Annotated in this window: 16 protein-coding genes; all 16 read left to right on the top strand. The window is 72.3% G+C overall.

The annotated features are described in order from the left end of the window. The 16 genes from ilvN to K4S16_RS06945 all read left to right on the top strand — a co-directional run bounded on the left by ilvN (position 1) and on the right by K4S16_RS06945 (position 18,608). Positions 1-525 carry an acetolactate synthase small subunit gene (gene ilvN, locus K4S16_RS07025; RefSeq protein WP_141577682.1) on the top strand — a complete coding sequence of 175 codons (525 nt, stop codon included), beginning with the start codon at positions 1-3 and terminating at the stop codon, positions 523-525. Between the two features lie 69 nt (positions 526-594). Then, a complete protein-coding gene (gene ilvC / locus K4S16_RS07020) occupies positions 595-1,578 on the top strand; it encodes a ketol-acid reductoisomerase (protein WP_149257893.1) in 984 nt (327 codons plus the stop codon). Positions 1,579-1,781: 203 nt separating this feature from the next. Further along, positions 1,782-2,396: a PadR family transcriptional regulator gene (locus K4S16_RS07015; RefSeq protein WP_149257892.1), complete on the top strand. Its 615-nt coding sequence runs from the start codon at positions 1,782-1,784 to the stop codon at positions 2,394-2,396. Next, positions 2,393-3,109 carry an ABC transporter ATP-binding protein gene (locus K4S16_RS07010; RefSeq protein ID WP_149257891.1) on the top strand — a complete coding sequence of 239 codons (717 nt, stop codon included), beginning with the start codon at positions 2,393-2,395 and terminating at the stop codon, positions 3,107-3,109. The genes K4S16_RS07015 and K4S16_RS07010 overlap by 4 nt, the downstream gene beginning before the upstream one ends. Beyond that, positions 3,106-5,076, top strand: coding sequence for an FtsX-like permease family protein (locus tag K4S16_RS07005; RefSeq protein ID WP_149257890.1), 1,971 nt, complete (start codon positions 3,106-3,108; stop codon positions 5,074-5,076). The genes K4S16_RS07010 and K4S16_RS07005 overlap by 4 nt, the downstream gene beginning before the upstream one ends. Before the next feature lie 56 nt (positions 5,077-5,132). After that, entirely contained in the window at positions 5,133-6,764 is a 1,632-nt protein-coding gene (locus tag K4S16_RS07000; protein ID WP_149257889.1) for a DUF2079 domain-containing protein, read from the top strand. A 406-nt stretch (positions 6,765-7,170) separates the two neighbouring features. After that, positions 7,171-7,809, top strand: a complete 639-nt coding sequence (locus tag K4S16_RS06995) for a hypothetical protein (RefSeq protein ID WP_235036615.1) — start codon at positions 7,171-7,173, stop codon at positions 7,807-7,809. A gap of 173 nt (positions 7,810-7,982) precedes the next feature. Continuing rightward, positions 7,983-9,572, top strand: a complete 1,590-nt coding sequence (gene serA, locus K4S16_RS06990; protein ID WP_149257888.1) for a phosphoglycerate dehydrogenase — start codon at positions 7,983-7,985, stop codon at positions 9,570-9,572. A 1,114-nt stretch (positions 9,573-10,686) separates the two neighbouring features. Continuing rightward, a complete protein-coding gene (locus K4S16_RS06985) occupies positions 10,687-11,631 on the top strand; it encodes an NAD(P)-dependent oxidoreductase (RefSeq protein ID WP_149257887.1) in 945 nt (314 codons plus the stop codon). A gap of 6 nt (positions 11,632-11,637) precedes the next feature. Further along, positions 11,638-12,627 (top strand): RNA polymerase sigma-70 factor, encoded by a 990-nt coding sequence (locus K4S16_RS06980; RefSeq protein ID WP_149257886.1) that lies wholly within the window; start codon positions 11,638-11,640, stop codon positions 12,625-12,627. A 10-nt stretch (positions 12,628-12,637) separates the two neighbouring features. Beyond that, a complete protein-coding gene (locus tag K4S16_RS06975) occupies positions 12,638-13,276 on the top strand; it encodes a (2Fe-2S)-binding protein (protein ID WP_149257885.1) in 639 nt (212 codons plus the stop codon). Positions 13,277-13,334: 58 nt separating this feature from the next. Then, complete coding sequence (locus K4S16_RS06970) at positions 13,335-14,384, top strand: 3-isopropylmalate dehydrogenase (RefSeq protein WP_149257884.1); 1,050 nt, start codon at positions 13,335-13,337, stop codon at positions 14,382-14,384. 175 nt (positions 14,385-14,559) lie between these two features. Continuing rightward, positions 14,560-15,663, top strand: coding sequence for a branched-chain amino acid aminotransferase (locus tag K4S16_RS06965; protein WP_149257883.1), 1,104 nt, complete (start codon positions 14,560-14,562; stop codon positions 15,661-15,663). A 353-nt stretch (positions 15,664-16,016) separates the two neighbouring features. Then, the gene (gene cimA, locus K4S16_RS06955) at positions 16,017-17,594 is read left to right on the top strand and encodes a citramalate synthase (RefSeq protein ID WP_149257881.1); all 1,578 of its coding nucleotides are present in this window, start codon (positions 16,017-16,019) and stop codon (positions 17,592-17,594) included. Positions 17,595-17,630: 36 nt separating this feature from the next. Beyond that, the gene (locus K4S16_RS06950) at positions 17,631-17,909 is read left to right on the top strand and encodes a GNAT family N-acetyltransferase (RefSeq protein ID WP_149257880.1); all 279 of its coding nucleotides are present in this window, start codon (positions 17,631-17,633) and stop codon (positions 17,907-17,909) included. 330 nt (positions 17,910-18,239) lie between these two features. After that, entirely contained in the window at positions 18,240-18,608 is a 369-nt protein-coding gene (locus K4S16_RS06945; protein WP_149257879.1) for a tol-pal system YbgF family protein, read from the top strand. Positions 18,609-18,627 lie beyond the last annotated feature (19 nt).

Below are 18,627 nucleotides of genomic sequence, written 5' to 3'. Positions count from 1 at the left end.
ATGAGCCTGCACACCCTCTCGGTGCTGGTGGAGAACAAGCCCGGCATCCTGGCTCGGGTCGCGGCGCTGTTCTCCCGGCGCGGCTTCAACATCGAGTCCCTCGCGGTGGGCACCACCGAGCATCCGGAGATCTCCCGGATGACGATCGTGGTGAACGTCGCCGACCTGCCGCTGGAGCAGGTCACCAAGCAGCTCAACAAGCTGGTCAACGTGCTGAAGATCGTCGAGCTGGACCCCTCGGCGTCCGTCCAGCGCGAGCTCATCCTGGTCAAGGTGCGCGCCGACGCCGAGACCCGCTCGCAGGTCCTCGAGACCGTGTCGCTGTTCCGCGCCAAGGTGGTGGACGTCGCGCCCGACGCCGTCACGATCGAGGCGACCGGCAACCGCGACAAGCTGGACGCGTTCATCAGGATCCTGGAGCCGTTCGGCATCAAGGAGCTGGTGCAGTCGGGCATGGTGGCCGTCGGCCGCGGCGCCCGGTCCATCACCGACCGCTCGCTGCGCGCCATCGAGCGCAGCGCCTGACCCGCGACCCGGGCCGTCCGCGCGGGCGGCACAACCACACCAACGAAAGGCAACAGCACTGTGGCTGAGATGTTCTACGACGACGCCGCCGACCTGAGCGTGATCCAGGGCCGGCACGTGGCGATCATCGGCTACGGCAGCCAGGGGCACGCGCACGCGCTCTCGCTGCGCGACTCCGGCGTCGACGTGCGGGTCGGGCTCCGCGAGGGGTCGGCCAGCCGGGAGAAGGCGGAGGCCGAGGGCCTGCGCGTGGTCACCCCGGCGGAGGCCGCCGAGGAGGCCGACCTGATCATGCTGCTGGCCCCGGACCACCACCACCGGGAGATCTTCGAGAAGGACATCAAGCCCGCCCTCGTCGAGGGCGACGCGCTGTTCTTCGGCCACGGCTTCAGCATCCGGTACGACCTCGTCCAGCCGCCGGAGGGCGTGGACGTGGCCATGGTCGCGCCGAAGGGCCCGGGGCACCTCGTGCGCCGCCAGTTCGTCGCCGGGCGCGGCGTGCCGGTGATCGTCGCCGTGGAGAAGGACCCGTCCGGCAACGCCTGGCCGCTGGCGCTGTCCTACGCCAAGGCCATCGGCGGCCTGCGCGCGGGCGGCATCAAGACGACCTTCACCGAGGAGACCGAGACCGACCTGTTCGGCGAGCAGTCGGTGCTGTGCGGCGGCGTCTCCGAGCTGATCAAGACCGGGTTCGAGGTGCTGACCGAGGCCGGCTACCAGCCGGAGGTCGCCTACTTCGAGGTCCTGCACGAGATGAAGCTGATCGTCGACCTGATGTACGAGGGCGGCATCTCGAAGATGTACTGGTCGGTGTCCGACAACGCCGAGTACGGCGGCTACAGCCGCGGCCCGCGCGTCATCACGCCGGAGACCAAGGCCGCGATGAAGAAGATCCTCGGCGAGATCCAGTCCGGCGAGTACGCCAAGGAGCTGGTGGACGAGTTCGAGGGCGGCCAGAAGCAGTTCACGCAGTACCGCGAGGAGCTGGCCCAGCACCCGATCGAGAAGACGGGCGCCGAGCTGCGCCCGATGATGAGCTGGCTCAACGACTGAGCCGTTCCGTGAAGGCGCGGGGAGCCGGTGGCCCCCGCGCCTTCGCATGTCCGGGGACGGCGCCGCCCTAGCCCTCCCCGAGGTGTGTCCCGCTCGGACGCAGGGGCGTTTCGGACGCGATGCGCCTCCTCTCATCTGCGACTTCCTCCTGGATGCATACTCGGTATTGCCTTGACCATACTCCGTATGCATACTTGGTAGGTATGTCGATCCGTCATGGCCTGCTGGCACTTCTGTCACAGGGGCCCCGCTACGGCTACCAGCTGCGCGCCGAGTTCGAGTCGTCCACCGGCGCCACCTGGCCGCTCAACATCGGCCAGGTCTACTCCACGCTGTCGCGCCTCGAACGCGACGAGCTCGTCACGCGCGTCGGCGCCGACGACGAGGGCCGGTTCGTCTACCGGATCACCCCGGCGGGCGAGGAGGACGTGCGGCGGTGGTTCGCCACCCCGATCGCCCGCACCGACCGGCCCCGCGACGAACTGGCGATCAAGCTGGCGATGGCCGTCACCACACCGGGCGTCGACGTGGCGCACGTCGTCCAGACCCAGCGCACCGCCACGCTGCGCGCCCTCCAGGACCTCACCCGCCTCAAGGCCGACGCCCCCGCCGTCCCGGCGGACCAGGGCGACCGCGCCTGGCGGCTGGTCCTGGAATCCATGATCTTCCAGGCGGAGGCCGAGGTGCGCTGGCTGGACCACTGCGAGGCCTTCGTCGCCCGCGCCGAGCCCGCCGCCCGGCCCGCCCCGCCGGCCGCCGCCGACCCGTCCGCCCCCGCCGAGGCGCCCGCTCCATCCGATCGGAAGGCGCGCCGATGAGCCTGCTGGAGATGCGCGAGGTCTCCCGCGACCACGGCGCCGGGCCGTCCCTCGTCCACGCGCTGCGCGGGGTGACGCTGGACGTCGCGGCGGGCGAGTTCGTCGCCGTGATGGGCCCGTCCGGCTCCGGCAAGTCGACCCTGCTGGCGCTCGCCGGCGGGCTCGACAGCCCGACCTCGGGACGGATCCTGATGGACGGCGCCGACCTCGGCGGCCTCGGCCGGGCCGGGCGGGCGGCGCTGCGCCGCCGCGGCGTCGGCTACGTCTTCCAGGACCTCAACCTCATCCCGAGCCTCACCGCGGCCGAGAACGTCATGCTGCCGCGCGAGCTGGACGGCGTCCGCGCCCGCACGGCCCGCCGCGAGGCGCGGGAGGCGCTCGATGAGGTCGGCGTCGCCGAGCTGGCCGACCGGTTCCCCGACGAGATGTCCGGCGGCCAGCAGCAGCGCGTCGCGATCGCCCGCGCGCTGGTCGGCGAGCGGCGCCTGGTCCTCACCGACGAGCCCACGGGAGCGCTCGACAGCCACACCGGCGAGGACGTCCTGCGCGTCCTGCGGGGCCGCTGCGACGCCGGCGCCTCCTGCCTCATGGTCACGCACGAGTCCCGGCACGCCGCCTGGGCCGACCGGGTCGTGTTCCTGCGCGACGGCCGGATCGTGGACGCCACGCCCCGTACGCCCGGCCCCGAGAGCCTCCTCCAGGAGAAACTGTGAACCGCTACGCCTTCGCGCTGCGCATGGCCCGCCAGGACGCGCTGCGCTCCAAGGGCCGCACGGCGCTCGTACTGTCCATGATCGGCCTGCCGATCGGCGCCGTCGTCGCGCTGGCCGTGCTGTACCGGACCGCCGACGCGAGGTTCGAGGGGGAGCCCGGCAGCGCGAGCGGCGCCGAGTCGGCCGTCCTGGCGATGATCTTCGCGATGGTCGTGCTGGAGGTCGTCCTGCTCGCCGGGCCGGCGCTCCTGATGGACGTCCGGCGGCGCCGCCGCGACCTCGCGCTCGTCGCCGCGTCGGGAGGCGCCGGCCGGCATCTGCGCGCCGTCGTCCTGACCAGCGGCCTGTTCCTCGGCGGGATCGCCGCGGTGGGCGGGGCCGGGCTCGGCCTCGCCGCGGCCGCCGTCGTGCGGGCCGCGTCCGACGGCGACGACTACGGCCCGCTCACCGTGCCGTGGACCGTGGTCTTGGCGACCATGCTGGTCGGCGCGGGCAGCGGGGTGCTCGCCGCGCTGGTGCCCGCGCGGCAGGCCGGCCGGATGGACGTGGTCGCCGCCCTCGCCGGACGCCGCGAACCGCCGGGACCGGCGCGGCGCGGCCTGCCGATCGCGGGGGGCGTCCTCGTCCTCGCGGGCGTGGCGGCGACCCTGGAGGGCATCCGGGTGCTGCGCGAGTTCGGAGCCGCGCTCGGCGCCGCGGCGATCATCATCGGCCTCGTGCTCGCCTGCCCGTGGATCGTCGGGGCCACCGGGCGGCTCGCGCCCCGGCTCCCGCTGCCGCTGCGCCTCGCCGTCCGGGACGGCGCCCGCAACCGGGCCCGCACCGCGCCGGCGGTCGCCGCGATCATGGCGGCCGTGGCGGCGGTCACCGCGCTGGCCATCGGAAGCGCCAGCGACTACCGGCAGCGGCAGGTGGAGTACCAGGCGCAGTTGCCGCACGGTTCGGCGCTGATCCGGCTGCCGCAGGGCAGGGGGCAGGAGGCCGCCGAGACCGCCGTCCGGCGCGCTGTCCCGGGCTTGCCCGTCGTCCCGATGCGCACCCTCCCGGGGTCGACCGGGTACTGCCTGGCAGAGGGCGACTGCCGCAGCCTGTCCTTCGCGGCCGAGCGGACGGGGAGGGGCTCCAACGAGATCCTGCAGATCGTGGTCGGCGGCTCTCGGGAGGCGCGGATGCTGCTCGGCCGCGACGACCCCGCCGTGGCGTCGGCGCTGGACGCCGGGAAGATCGCCCTGTTCGGGGTGCGCCCGCTCGCCGGGGAGTTCACCACCGCCAAGGTGACCTACTGGAAGGACGACCAGGAGCACACGACCGCGACGATCAAGGATCTGCCCGCCGTGGCCGCCCAGGGCGACCCCCGCGTGCGGGCCATCGTCCCCCCGAAGATCGCGGAGCGGCTCGTCGCGAAGACCGGCGTCCCCGCCCAGACCGAGGCGCTGGGCGTGGACCGCGCCGACCACCGGGTCACCAAGGCCGAGGAGGCGCGGCTGAAAAGGGCGATGGCGGCCAACACTCAGGACGGGAGCGCCGTCTACGTGGAGCGGGGCTTCACCGAGTCGTTCGGCAACGTCACGCTGCTGCTGGGCGCGGTCGCGGCCGTCCTGGCGCTCGGCGCCACGCTGATCGCCACCGGGCTCGCCGCCGCCGACGCCCGCCCCGACCTCGCGACCCTGCGCGCCGTCGGCGCCCGGCCCCGCACCGGCCGGCTGCTGACGATGGGCCGGGGCGCCTACATCGCCGTGCTCGGCTGCTGGCTCGGCATCGCCGGCGGCCTCGTCCCCGGCCTCGCGGTGACGCGCCCGCTCACCGACAGCCTGGACGAGGCCGGCGCGCCCCCGCACGGGACGATCACCGACGTCCCGTGGCTGCTCCTGCTGGCGATCGGGATCGGCGTCCCGCTCGTCGCGGCGTGCGCCGCCGCGGTGGTGACCGGGGGTCGCCCCACGCCGACCCGGCGCGAAGCGGCGTAGAGGACACCCGTAGGGCCGCTCGGCCACGCGCCGGCGCTGGTGGTAGCGTCCGGCGCGTGGTCGAGGCGGTTGCGGTGGAGGGACCGGCCGGGGGCTCCTCCGCAGGCCGCGGGGGAGCCGCCCGGCGTCGGCGTGCCGCCCTGGCGGCGCTGGTGGCGGCGAGCGCGCTGCTGTACGCGGTGTACTCGCTGATGCGGCTGCGCGCCTTCCGGGCGGGCAGCTACGACCTGGTGATCTTCGACCAGGCGATCCGCTCCTACAGCCGGTTCGGCCTGCCGGTCGCGATCGTCAAGGGCGTCCACAACGACTTCGGTCCCGACTTCTCGATCCTCGGCGACCACTTCTCGCCGATCCTCGCGCTGCTCGCGCCGCTCTACTGGATCCACGACGGCCCGGCGACGCTGCTCGTCGCGCAGGCCGTCCTGCTCGCGCTGGCGATCCTCCCGATCTGGCGGTACACCGAGCGGAGGCTCGGCGCCGGCGCCGCCTACTGCGCGGCGGGCGCCTACGCTCTGTCCTGGCCGATCGCCGAGGCGCTGGCCTTCGACTTCCACGAGGTCGCCTTCGTCCCGCTGCTGTCGGCGCTGATGATCGAGCGGTACGACGCGGGACGCCGCGGCCAGGCGGCCGCCGCCGCGTTCGCCCTCCTGCTGGTCAAGGAGGACATGGGCCTACTCCTCGCCGGCTTCGGCCTCTACCTCCTGACCCGCCCCACCCCCCACCCCCCACGCTCCCCGCGCGCCCATGGCTCCCCGCGCGGCCTCGACTCTCCGCGCGGTCTGCGCTTTCTGCGCGGCCTGCGCGTTCCGCGCGGCCTCGGCTTTCTGCGCGGGCTGCCGGCGCCGGGGGAGCGGCGGGCGGGGCTGGCGTACGTCGCGATCGGGCTGGGCGCCACCTGGTTCTGCTCCCGCGTGGTCATCGCGGCGTTCGGCGGGGACAACGACTACTACTGGGCGTACGGCGACCTCGGCCCCGACCTTCCCCACGCGGCGGTGCACGCCGTCACCCACCCGTGGGACGTCGTGCGCGTCCTCGGCGACCCGCCGCGGAAGCTCCTCACGATGGCGCTGGTGCTGCTGCCGCTGCTGCTGCTGCCGCTGGCGTCCCCGCTGACCCTGACGGCCGTCCCGCTGCTCGCGGAGCGGATGCTCGCCAGCCGGTTCGGCAACTGGTGGGAGCCCCACTACCACTACAACGCCTTCATCATCGCCGTGCTCGTCCTGGCGGCGGCGGACGGCGCGGCGCGGCTGCGCGGGCGGGCCCGGTTCGCGAGCGGGCGGCTCGGACGGCTGCCGTCCGCCGCGCCGATGGCCGGGATCCTCGCTGCCATGGTCGCGTGCGCGCCGTTCTTCGCCTACCGGCACCTCGCCGACCCCGCGCTGTGGCGGCAGAACGAGCGGGCCAGGGCGGCGTCCGCGGCGGCCGCGCGCATCCCGGACGGCGCGCTCGTCGAGGCCGCCAACGGCGTCGGCCCGGCGCTGACGTCCCGCGCCCGCGTGCTGCTGTGGGACGACCGGTCGCACGGCGCGCCCTGGGTGGTCGCGCAGGTGAGGCGGCTGGAGTTCCCCTTCGCCTCGCCCGCCGAGCAGCGGCGGCGGGTCGAGGAGCTGAAGGCGGAGGGGTACCGGGAGGTGTTCCGGCGGAACGGCTACATCGTGCTGTACCGGGACGTCCCCGACCCCTGGTGAGGCGGACCCCTGACAGGCCGCCCTCGGTAAGGCGGGCCCCTGGTAAGGCAAAACGCGGCTTTTGGACGGATTGTCCGCTGACCGATCATCGTCGCACGCGTCAGAATGCCGGTGAAGGCACCGATCCGCCAATCATCCCTATCCTTTCCGGGTACTTTGCCAGATACTTGAGGGGAGCCGTGGCGGCCGCGGCCGGCGCGGGAGAACCTGCGCGAACACCCCGTGACCTCGGCCGGTGCGGGCCTTTGGGGCGTGTGCATGAGCGGTGTGAGGCGGAACGGCGGCGAGGCGATGGCACCGGCGAGTGGTGCACCGGAATTCCCCGCCCGGCGGGCAATGCGAGGTGCGGGCGAATCCCCGGTCCGCGCGGCGGGCCGGCGCGCGGGCAGCGGCGAGGAGCCGTGACATGCCGGGGCGGGAGGACAACGACGTCCGGCGCTTCGAGACGTGCGGGCAAGCGTGGATCGGGGTCCTGCGGCACGTGTGGGCGGCAGGGGAGGCGGGGCTGGAGGACGGCGGCCCCATCATCGAGGGGCCGCCGCTGCTGTTCGAGATCTGCTCGCTGAGCTGGGAGGACCCGATCCTGCGCGAGTACGGCGACCGGGAGCGGCTCGTCCGGCGGGCGCAGGAGCGCACCCGCCGGGCCGTCCGCGGGCGGCTCTGGCCGCGGCTGCACGACCTGCAGGGCCACGACCAGATCCGGTGGGTGGTCGACCTGCTTCGCGCGCGGCCGTGGACGACCAGCGCGTGGATCTCGCTGACGATCCCGGGCGAGCCGGCCGACGGGCTGCCGGCGCTGACCGCGCTGTCGTTCCGCATCCGCGGCTACCGGCTGATCATGACGGCGATGTTCCGGTCGCAGAACGTCCACCGCGCCTACCTGGCGTACATCCCGCTGCGCGAGGTGCAGCTCCAGGTCGCCGACGAGCTGGGCCTGCCGCCCGGGCCGCTGCGGGTGTTCGTGGACGTCCCGCACGTGCACGTGGCCGACGCGGAGCGGGTCGCGTCCGTGCTCGTCTCGGTGCCGGAGCCGAACGCCGCCTGACGAACCCGGCGCGGCGGGACGAACCGGAGTTACCGGTGGGTCTTTCCCTGCCGCGAACCGGTGCCGCCCCCGGGTTATAGACTCGCCGGCGGGGGCGAGGGCACGACGAGGTGACTCGCGACTTCACCTGCACACAGCACACGAACATCCACTTTTCGAAGGACTGTTTTCTCTTGAGCAAGCCCGTCGTCCTCGTCGCAGAAGAACTCTCCCCGGCCGGCATCGCCGTGCTGGAGGCCGACTTCGACGTCCGGCACGTCGACGGCAGCGACAAAGAACAGCTGCTGCCCGCCGTCGCGGACGTGGACGCCCTGATCGTCCGCAGCGCCACCAAGGTCACCGCCGAGGTGTTCCGCCACGCCAAGAAGCTCCGGGTCGTCGCCCGGGCCGGCGTCGGCCTCGACAACGTCGACGTGGAGGCCGCCACCAAGGCCGGCGTCATGGTCGTCAACGCGCCGACGTCCAACATCGTCACCGCCGCCGAGCATGCGATCGCGCTGCTCCTCGCCACCGCCCGGAACGTGCCGCAGGGCCACTCCGCGCTCAAGCAGGGCGAGTGGAAGCGCTCCAAGTACACCGGCGTCGAGCTCCAGGGCAAGACCGTCGGCGTGCTCGGCCTCGGCCGCATCGGCGTCCTCGTCGCGCAGCGCCTCGCCGCCTTCGACATGAACGTGATCGCGTTCGACCCCTACGTCCAGGCCGCCCGCGCCGCCCAGCTCGGTGTGAAGCTCGTCACCATCGACGAGCTGCTCCGCGAGAGCGACTTCATCACCGTCCACCTGCCGAAGACGCCCGAGACCCTCGGCCTCATCGGCGACCGCGAGCTCCAGCAGGTCAAGCCGTCCGTCCGCATCGTCAACGCCGCCCGCGGCGGCATCGTCGACGAGGCCGCCCTCGACCTCGCGCTCAAGGACGGCCGGGTCGCCGGCGCCGGCATCGACGTGTTCAGCACCGAGCCGTGCACCGAGAGCCCGCTGTTCCACCACGACAGCGTCGTCGTCACCCCGCACCTCGGCGCCAGCACCCACGAGGCGCAGGAGAAGGCGGGCACCCAGGTCGCCCGCTCGGTGAAGCTCGCGCTGTCCGGCGAGTTCGTCCCGGACGCCGTGAACGTGCAGGGCGGCGCCGTCGCCGAGGACGTCAAGCCCGGCCTGCCGCTCGCCGAGAAGCTCGGCCGCATCTTCACCGCCCTCGCAGGCGGCGTCCCCGTCCGGCTGGACGTGGTGGTCCGCGGCGAGATCGCCGAGCACGACGTCAAGGTGCTGGAGCTGGCCGCCCTCAAGGGCGTCTTCGTGGACGTCATCGAGGAGGCCGTGACCTTCGTCAACGCGCCGCTGCTGGCCCGCGACCGCGGCGTCGAGGTCACCCTCACCACCAGCGAGGACAGCCCCGACTGGCGCAACGTCGTCCAGGTCCGCGGCACGATGTCCGACGGCTCCGTGGTGTCGGTGTCGGGGACCCTCACCGGCCCCAAGCACGCCGAGCGGATCATCGAGATCAACGGCTACAACATGGAGCTCGTCCCGACCGAGCACATGGCGTTCTTCTCCTACGTCGACCGCCCCGGCATCGTCGGCGCGGTCGGCAAGCTCCTCGGCGACGAGCAGGTCAACATCGCCGGCATGCAGGTCGGCCGCGACGCCAAGGGCGGCAAGGCGCTGATCGCCCTCACCGTCGACTCGGCGATCTCCCCGCAGCTCGTCGACGCCATCACACGCGAGGTGGGCGCCGACATGGGCCGCCGCGTCGACCTGGAAGGCTGATCCGGGGGTTCCCCGGGAGAATGCGCAGGCTGATCGCCGGTCCGGGATCGCCCCCAGACCGACGCAGACGCTGAGCTTCGGGCGGGTGTCCGGCCAGGTGCCGGACACCCGCCCGTCTCATATGCCGAGATTTTGGGCCACGGGTCGGGACAACCCGCCGGACCGCGGGTAACCTCGCAGTAGTCATGCGGCGTTACGTGGTAATCCTTCGCTGCCGCAGCGGGGCCTGATCATCGGCAGGCCGGCACCCGCTGCGGAGGCTCTGCCTGGCCATGAGTCCGATATCGCGCCGGACCGTGCGAACCACGGTCTCCCCGGCGGCCCCTCTGGCCACCAGCTCAGCGATCGGAGCAACCCATCATGAACGAAACCCAGAACAACGCCCCCGCCGAAGACGCCCAGGAAGAAGCCGCCCGCGCCCTGCAGACGGCCCTGGACCGTAGAGCTGATTGATTTTTTTCTCCTCCTTCGGGCCTGGCGGCCCTCCATCGTCGAAAAAAATCGGGGCGATCGCTGGCATCGCTCCGTCTCGCCTGGCGGCTCGCTGCTGTGTTCATGGCAGTGCCCTCCTCCTTCGGGCCTTGGCGGCCCTCCATCGTCGGGCACTGCGGGCGATCGCTGGCATCGCTCCGTCTCGCCTGGCGGCTCGCTGCGCGATCAGGTTCTCGCAGGCTCGAACCTGCCTTCGGACGCGATCGCGACCATTGAGGTCGTCGCGTGGTCGCGGCGCGGGCTGAGGTCGGCGGGGTGCTTATTGCAGTGCCCTCCTCCTTCGGGCCTTGGCGGCCCTCCATCGTCGGGCACTGCGGGCGATCGCTGGCATCGCTCCGTCTCGCCTGGCGGCTCGCTGCGCGATCAGGTTCTCGCAGGCTCGAACCTGCCTTCGGACGCGATCGCGACCATTGAGGTCGTCGCGTGGTCGCGGCGCGGGCTGAGGTCAGCGCACCCGGTCTTTCCTCCTCGGCCGTCTTGGTAATCGCTGGGCTTGGTTCGTCGCCTCCTGCGCCGTGAGGTGAGCCGGGGCTGTGTTCTCGGTCACTGCTGTTCATGGGGGGTGGGGGCGTTTCGTCTTCTGTTCGAGCGCGACTTGGGGAGCGCAACGAACGGAGGCGTTATGAAGATCTTCATCGCGGGGGCGTCGGGGGCGATCGGGGGGCACCTTGTCTCCCAGTTGGTGGCGCGTGGGCATGCGGTTGTCGGTACGACCCGGTCGCCTGCCAAGACGGCTGGGCTTCGGAAGCTGGGCGCGGAACCGGTGGTCGTCGACGCGCTCGACCCCGACTCGGTGGCCGACGCGGTGGCGCGGGCCGAGCCGGAGGTGATCGTCCATCAGCTCACCGCGTTGAGCGGGCCGGTGGACTTCCGGCGTGTGAAGCGGATGGCGGCCGCCACCGACCGGCTGCGCACCGAAGGCACCGACCACCTGTTGGCCGCTGCGCGCGCCGCCGGCGTCGGCAGGTTCGTGGCGCAGAGCCACTCCATGTGGATGGAGCGCACCGGCGGACCGCTCGCCGACGAGAACGACCGGATCGAGCCGAATCCGCCCGCGGACGTGGCGAGATCGGTGGCCGCGCTGCGCCACCTGGAGGAGGCGGTGACCGGCATCACCTGGGGCGACGGGATCGCGCTTCGCTACGGTGGCTTCTATGGCCCCGGGACCGGCATCAGCGCAGCGCCGGACGCCGTGATGGCCGAGCAGATCGGCAAGCGGAAGTTCCCGATCGTCGGCGGTGGCGGCGGGGTGTGGTCGCTGGTGCACATCACCGATGCGGCGTCCGCCACGGTCGCGGCCATCGAACGCGGCAAGCCCGGGATCTACCACGTCGCCGACGACGAGCCGGCGCCCGTGCGCGTCTGGTTGCCGGAGCTGGCCCGCGCGCTCGGCGCCCCGCCGCCGCGCCGCGTCCCCGCCTGGCTCGTACGGCCGCTGGCCGGAAAGGGACCCGTGGACATGATGACGCAGGCCCGCGGGGTCTCCAGCGAGAAGATCAAGCGTGAACTGGGCTGGACGCCGCAGTACCCCACCTGGCGTACGGGTTTCACCGACGGGTTGAGGTAGTCCGGCTTGTCCGCCAACGATCTGTACGACGAGCTGCGGCCGCGGGCGTTCGCCATCGCCTACCGGATGCTCGGCAGCGTCAGCGAAGCCGAGGACGTGGTGCAGGAGGCGCTCCTGCGGCTGCACCAGACCCTGGAGCGCGGCGAGCGGATCCTGTCGCCGCGGGCGTACATCGCCACGCTGGTCACCCGGTTGGCCATCGACCAGTTGCGCTCCGCACGGGCACGGCGGGAGCAGTACGTGGGCGAATGGCTGCCGGAACCGCTGGCCCTCGAACCGTCCCCGGCCGATCAGGCGGAGACCGGCGACTCGCTGTCGCTGGCCTTCCTGGTGCTGCTGGAGAGCCTGTCGCCGCGGCAGCGGGCCGCGTTCCTGCTGCGGGAGGTGTTCCAGTATCCGTATGGCGAGGTCGCCGAGATCATCGGTAGCGATGTGGACGGAACGCGGCACCTCGTGGCGCGGGCGCGGCGCCACGTCCAGGAACACCGGCCTCGCTACCACGCATCCCGGGGGCAGCGGCGGCAACTTGCTCAGCGTTTCTTCGCCGCCGTCGAGCAGGGCGACCTGCGGGCGCTCGAGGAACTGCTGGCGCGGGACGTGGCGCTGCACGGCGACGGTGGCGGCAAGGTGCCCGCACTGGGGCGGCCGGTCAACGGACGGCGGCGCGTGGCCCATGTCCTGACGGCGGTGAGGCCCGCGCTGGCCCATGCCGGTGGCGTGCGCTTCCGCATCGCGGAGGTCAACGGGCAGCCGGGAGCCCTGGTGTTCGACACCCGGGACCTGTTGGTCGCGGTGGTGGGACTGGAGATCGCCGACGGGCGGGTCCAGACGATCCACTCCATCGTCAACCCCGACAAGCTTCAGCATTTCGACCGGGTCGGAGATCTCGGTGCGCTGGTGCGTACGGGCCGCCGGGGCGCCGACGCGCCCGTCCGGCGGGAGGGCGGGGCGGCGGTGCGAGACTGGGGGAGTGGCGGGGCAGGTCGAGGGTGTTGAGGTCCGGGACGTGTTGCGGCGCGTTGCGGGGATCGGGCCGTACTTCGAGCTCGTCACGGAGCCCTCGGACGGGCCTGGTTGGCGGGTGTTCCCCGGGGACGCCGAGGTGCTGCGGGAGGCGGCCCGCGACTATGCCGGACGGCTCGGGACGGACGAGGTCCGTGTGGCCGCCTCGCTGCTCTTCCAGGGGCTCGCGGCGCGGGTGTGGTCGCCGGTCGTCGCGGCGGCGGCCCTCGGGGTCGTCCCCGATCTGTCGGGGCTGCGATGGCGGTGGGCACCGGGGGAGCCGATCGCGCTGGGGGTTCCCGATCCCCGGGGGTGGCGTGCGGAGGACGTGGCCGAGGCCGCTGAGATCGTTCTCCCCATGGTCGTGGACGGGCTGCTGCGCCCTCTGCGGGAGGCGATGCTGGGCTTCGTCAGGCTCGCGGACGGGCTGGTGTGGGGCAATGCCGCGTCCGCCCTCGCCGGGAGCCTGAACGTCGGGCCGGACGATCCCGGACGGGTCGCGATCGTGCGGGAGTTGCTCGCGCGCGAACCGCTGGCCGGGACGGGTGCCTTCGGGCCGCGCGGGTACGTTCGAAACAACTGCTGCCTGTACTACCGGGTCCCCGGTGGCGGCATGTGCGGCGATTGCGGGCTGGCGCGTTGAATGACCGAAATATGAGACGAAAGCCCAAGCACTGAGACGTTTGCAGTAGAGTGCGCGCATGGCTTCGCGCAGCATTCGTCTGGCCGTCATCCCGGGTGACGGGATCGGCCCCGAGGTGGTCGCCGAGGGGCTCAAGGTCCTCGACGCCGTGTCCGGCGACCTCACGTTCGAGCAGACGTCCTACGACCTGGGCGCCGCCCGCTGGCACCGCACGGGGGAGACGCTGCCCGACTCGGTCCTGGACGAGCTGCGCGAGCAGGAGGTCATCCTGCTCGGCGCCGTCGGCGACCCGAGCGTGCCGAGCGGGACGCTGGAGCGCGGGCTGCTGCTGCGGACCCGGTTCGAGCTGGACCACTACGTCAACCTGCGCCCGGTGAAGCTGTTCCCGGGCGTCAGCACGCCGCTGGCCGGCGTGACCCCCGACGACATCGACATGGTCGTCGTCCGGGAGGGCACCGAGGGCCCGTACACCGGCGTCGGGGGAGTCCTGCGCAAGGGCACCCCGCACGAGGTCGCCACGCAGGAGAGCGTCAACACGGCCTACGGCGTCGAGCGGGTCGTCCGGTACGCGTTCGAGGTCGCGGCGTCGCGGCCGCGGAAGAAGCTCACGCTCGTCCACAAGGACAACGTCCTCACCTTCGCCGGCGACCTCTACCAGCGGACGCTGAAGCGGGTCGCCGAGGAGTACCCGCAGGTCGCCACCGACTACTGCCACGTCGACGCCGCCACGATGTTCTTCGTCAGCCGGCCGCAGCGGTTCGACGTCGTGGTCACCGACAACCTGTTCGGCGACATCATCACCGACATCGGCGCCGCGATCGCGGGCGGCATCGGGCTCGCCGCGTCCGGCAACGTCAACCCCGACCGCACCGCGCCCTCGATGTTCGAGCCGGTGCACGGCAGCGCCCCCGACATCGCCGGGCAGGGCAAGGCCGACCCGACCGCCACGATCCTGTCGGTCGCCATGCTGCTCGACCACGTCGGCGAGGGCGACGCCGCCCGCCGCGTCGAGCAGGCCGTCTCGGACGACCTGGCCGAGCGCGCCGCGCTCGGCGCCCGGTCCACGTCCCAGATCGGCGACGCGATCGCCAAGCGAGTATCCGGCTAGGGGCACGCCGCCTCCGGCCAGACCGGGCGTGCCCTCGCGGCGCGCCCGGTTTTCGCATGTCCTGCCCGGGTGGCGCCGCATGGAGGAGCAGGTCTAGACGAAGTAGGACAATGGGGACTAGGAAGCCGATGCGGCGATGGGGCCGCCTGGGCGATCCGCGAGAGGACGAACCGCGATGAGCGACACCCTGGAATTCGAGATCACGCGCACCGAGCGGCCCGCGACCGCCGACGAACGCGCGCGGATCCTGGCCGATCCCGGTTTCGGCCGGTACTTCACCGACCACATGGTCACGATCCGGTACTCGGCCGAGCGCGGCTGGCACGACGCGAAGCTCGAACCCTACGGGCCCATCCCGATGGACCCGGCCTCGCAGGTGTTCCACTACGCCCAGGAGCTCTTCGAGGGCCTCAAGGCCTACAAGCAGCCGGACGGCTCGGTCGTCACCTTCCGGCCGTACATGAACGCGGCGCGGATGAACCGGTCCGCCAGGCGGATGGCGATGCCGGAGATCCCCGAGCAGCTGTTCGTGGACGCCGTCGAGCTGCTCGTCCGCACCGACAAGGACTGGGTGCCCGACACCGAGGGGCACAGCCTCTACCTGCGGCCCTTCATGTTCGCCACCACCCGCGCGCTCGGCGTCAACAGCCCGGCGAACGAGTTCCTCTTCATGGTCATCGCGTCCCCGTCCGGCCTCTACTATCCGCGCGGCATCAAGCCCGTCTCGGTCTGGCTGTCGCAGGACTACACGCGCGCGGCGCCCGGCGGCACCGGCGAGGCGAAGTTCGGCGGCAACTACGCCGCGTCCTTCGCCGGCCAGGCCGAGGCCGTCGCGCAGGGCTGCGACCAGGTCGTCTGGCTCGACGCGGTGGAGCACCGCTGGGTCGAGGAGGTCGGCTCGATGAACCTGATGTTCGTCTACGGCTCCGGCGCGCAGGCCCGGCTCCTCACCCCCGCGCTCACCGGCACGCTGCTGGCCGGGGTCACCCGCGACTCGATGCTCAAGCTGGCGCCCGACCTCGGCGTCCCCACCGAGGAAGGCAAGATCAGCATCGACGAGTGGGAGGAGGGCTGCCGGTCCGGCGAGATCACCGAGGTGTTCGGCTGCGGCACCGCCGCGATCATCAGCCCGGTCGGCCGGGTCAAGGGCCGGGACCGCGAGTGGACGATCGGCGACGGCGAGCCCGGCGAGGTCTCGATGCGGCTGCGCCAGGAGCTCGTCGGCATCCAGTACGGCACCCGTCCCGACCCGTACGGCTGGGTCCACAAGATCGTCTGATCGGCGCCGCCGGCGGCGCGCGCCCGTGGCGGGCCGCGCCGCCGGGCCGCGCCGCCGGGCCGCGCCGCCGGGCCGCGCCGCCGGGCCGCGCCGCCGGGCCGCGCCGCCGGGCCGCGCCGCCGGGCCGCGCCGCCGCGCCGTGTCCGCCGCCGACCTGCCGCTCGTCTCGGCATGTGAGACGGATGTCCCAGATCTTCGGACGGTGTGGCAGACTGGGCGCATCATGCGCCACAGCCTCGTGATTATCGGCTGGCGCGCCGGCAGCTAACGGGACACCGCCGGCGCGCAGACCTCTCACGTCCGTGAGGGGTCTTTTTTGTGCCCTGGCGCTGAGCCCTCTGGGGGTTCCTCACATGCAAGGCGACGCATTCCACGTCTACGACACCACCCTGCGCGACGGGTCGCAGCAGGAGGGGCTCAACCTCTCCGTGCCCGACAAGCTCGCGATCGCGCGGCATCTGGACGACCTGGGCATCGGCTTCATCGAGGGCGGCTGGCCGGGCGCCAACCCCAAGGACACCGAGTTCTTCAGGCGGGCCCGAACAGAGCTCGACCTGAAGCACGCGCGGCTCACCGCGTTCGGCGCGACCCGCCGGGCCGGGGTGAAGGCGGCCGACGACCCCCAGGTCGCCGCTCTGCGCGACTCCGGCGCGTCCGTCGTGACCCTGGTCGCCAAGAGTCACGACAGGCACGTCGAACTGGCCCTCCGCACGACGCTGGAAGAGAACCTCGCGATGATCCGCGACACGGTCTCCCACCTGCGTGCGGAGGGCCAGCGGGTCTTCCTGGACGCCGAGCACTTCTTCGACGGCTACAAGGCCAACCGCGCCTACGCGCTTGAGGCCGTGCGCACCGCCGCCGAGGCCGGCGCCGACGTCGTCGCGCTCTGCGACACCAACGGCGGCATGCTGCCGGACGAGCTGGCCGAGGTCGTGCACGAGGTCGTCGGCCACGGCGTCCGGGTCGGCATCCACTGCCACGACGACTCCGGCTGCGCGGTCGCCAACACGCTCGCCGCCGTCAAGGCGGGCGCGACGCACGTCCAGGGCTGCGCGAACGGCTACGGCGAGCGCAGCGGCAACGCCAACCTGTTCACCGTCGTCGGGAACCTCCAGCTCAAGCGCGGCATGGACCTCGTCTCCGGCGACCAGCTCGCCGAGATGACGCGGATCGCGCACGCCGTCTCCGAGGTCACCAACGTCGCGCCGAGCTCGCAGCAGCCGTACGTGGGCGTGTCCGCGTTCGCGCACAAGGCCGGGCTGCACGCGTCCGCCGTCAAGATCGACCCCGACCTGTACCAGCACATCGACCCGGCCGCCGTCGGCAACGACATGCGGATGCTGGTGTCCAGCATGGCCGGGCGCGCGTCCGTCGAGCTGAAGGGCCGAGAGCTCGGCTACGACCTGTCCGGGGAGAAGGCCAAGGCAGTAGTGGACAGGGTGAAGGAGCTGGAGTCCACCGGCTACACCTTCGAGGCCGCGGACGCCTCGTTCGAGCTCCTGCTGCGCGAGGAGCTGACCGGCGTCCGGCAGCGGCACTTCGAGGTCGAGTCGTGGCGGTCGATCGTCGAGCGCCGCCCGGACGGGTCCATGGTCAGCGAGGCCACCGTCAAGCTGCATGCCAAGGGCGAGCGGATCATCGCGACCGGCGAGGGCAACGGCCCCGTCAACGCCCTCGACAACGCGCTGCGGATCGCGCTCGGCCGCCTCTACCCGGAGCTGGCGCGGCTGGAACTCGTCGACTACAAGGTCCGCATCCTGGAGGGCGCGCACGGCACCGACGCGCGGACCCGGGTGCTGGTCGAGTCCAGCGACGGCGAGCGCGAGTGGGGGACCGTCGGCGTCGAGGACAACGTCATCGCCGCGTCCTGGCAGGCGCTGGAGGAGGCCGTGACCTACTGCCTGCTCCGGGCCGGCTACGAGGCGGGCTGACGGGAATCTCCTGGCGGCCGCAGGCATTATCGGAGCATGAGCACTGAGATCACCGACAACGCCGAGCAGAGCCGCTACGAGATCAGGCTGGACGGCGAACTCGCCGGGTTCGTCGAGTACGAGCGGGGAGAGGGCGCCCTCGTCTTCATCCACACCGAGGTCGACCCCGCGTTCGGAGGCAAGGGCGTGGGAAGCTCGCTGGCCCAGGGCGCTCTGGACGACGTCCGTGCCAAGGGCCTGTCGGTCGTCCCGGTGTGCCCGTTCATCAAGAAGTGGATCGGCAAGCACCCGGACTACAAGGATCTGGTGCGCTAGCCGTGTCGCCGCGGTGCTCACGGATGACCGGGGAGTCATCTCGCCCGTTCGAAAACGAGCAACTTTCCGTGAGCACCGGTGCGGTCGCGCAGAAAGTCCGCCGATCCGGCGAAACCGGTGGCGGATTTCAGTTGAAGGATCCACTATAGAAGTCGCGCGGCACGCGTGCGGTATTCGCGTGCCGTGTTCGAACCGACGCTGTGTCCTGTGAAGCCGTGTCCCTGTGACACCGTGGCGCTGGAAGACGCTGTGTTATTTGAACCGTGTTCCCGTGAGGACGCCGTGTTCCCGCGAACCGACGTCAGTGACCCGACCTGCCGGAGTGATCGTATGCCCGTCCGACCCTGGAGCCCCGAGGACCTTGGGCGTCCCACGGACGGGACCTGGGCGGACGTGGCGTTCGGCCTCGGCGAGACGTTCGAGCGCGAGGGCCACCTGGAGCAGGCCGCCGACTGGTACCGGCGCGCCGCCGAGTCCGGGAGCGCCGACGCCGCGCTGCGCCTCGGCGCCGTCCTCGGGCGGATGGCCGACGCCGGAGCCGACGACGCGGCCGACGAGCTGCTGGCCGAGGCGACCCGGTGGCTCAGCGGCGCCCAGGACGCCACCACCCCCGACGCCATCGAGCTGATCACCGCCACGCTCAACCGGCAGATGCGGCAGGCCGCCCGCCGCGGCCTCGAACCGGCGCCGGCCGGCTGACGCGTTCAGGCCCCCGGAT

It is taken from the genome of Actinomadura sp. K4S16 (genome assembly GCF_008327685.1).
Lineage (GTDB): Bacteria > Actinomycetota > Actinomycetes > Streptosporangiales > Streptosporangiaceae > Spirillospora.
The sequence above is the reverse complement of the archived record's forward strand: the minus strand, read 5'-3'. Positions and strand labels throughout refer to the sequence as shown.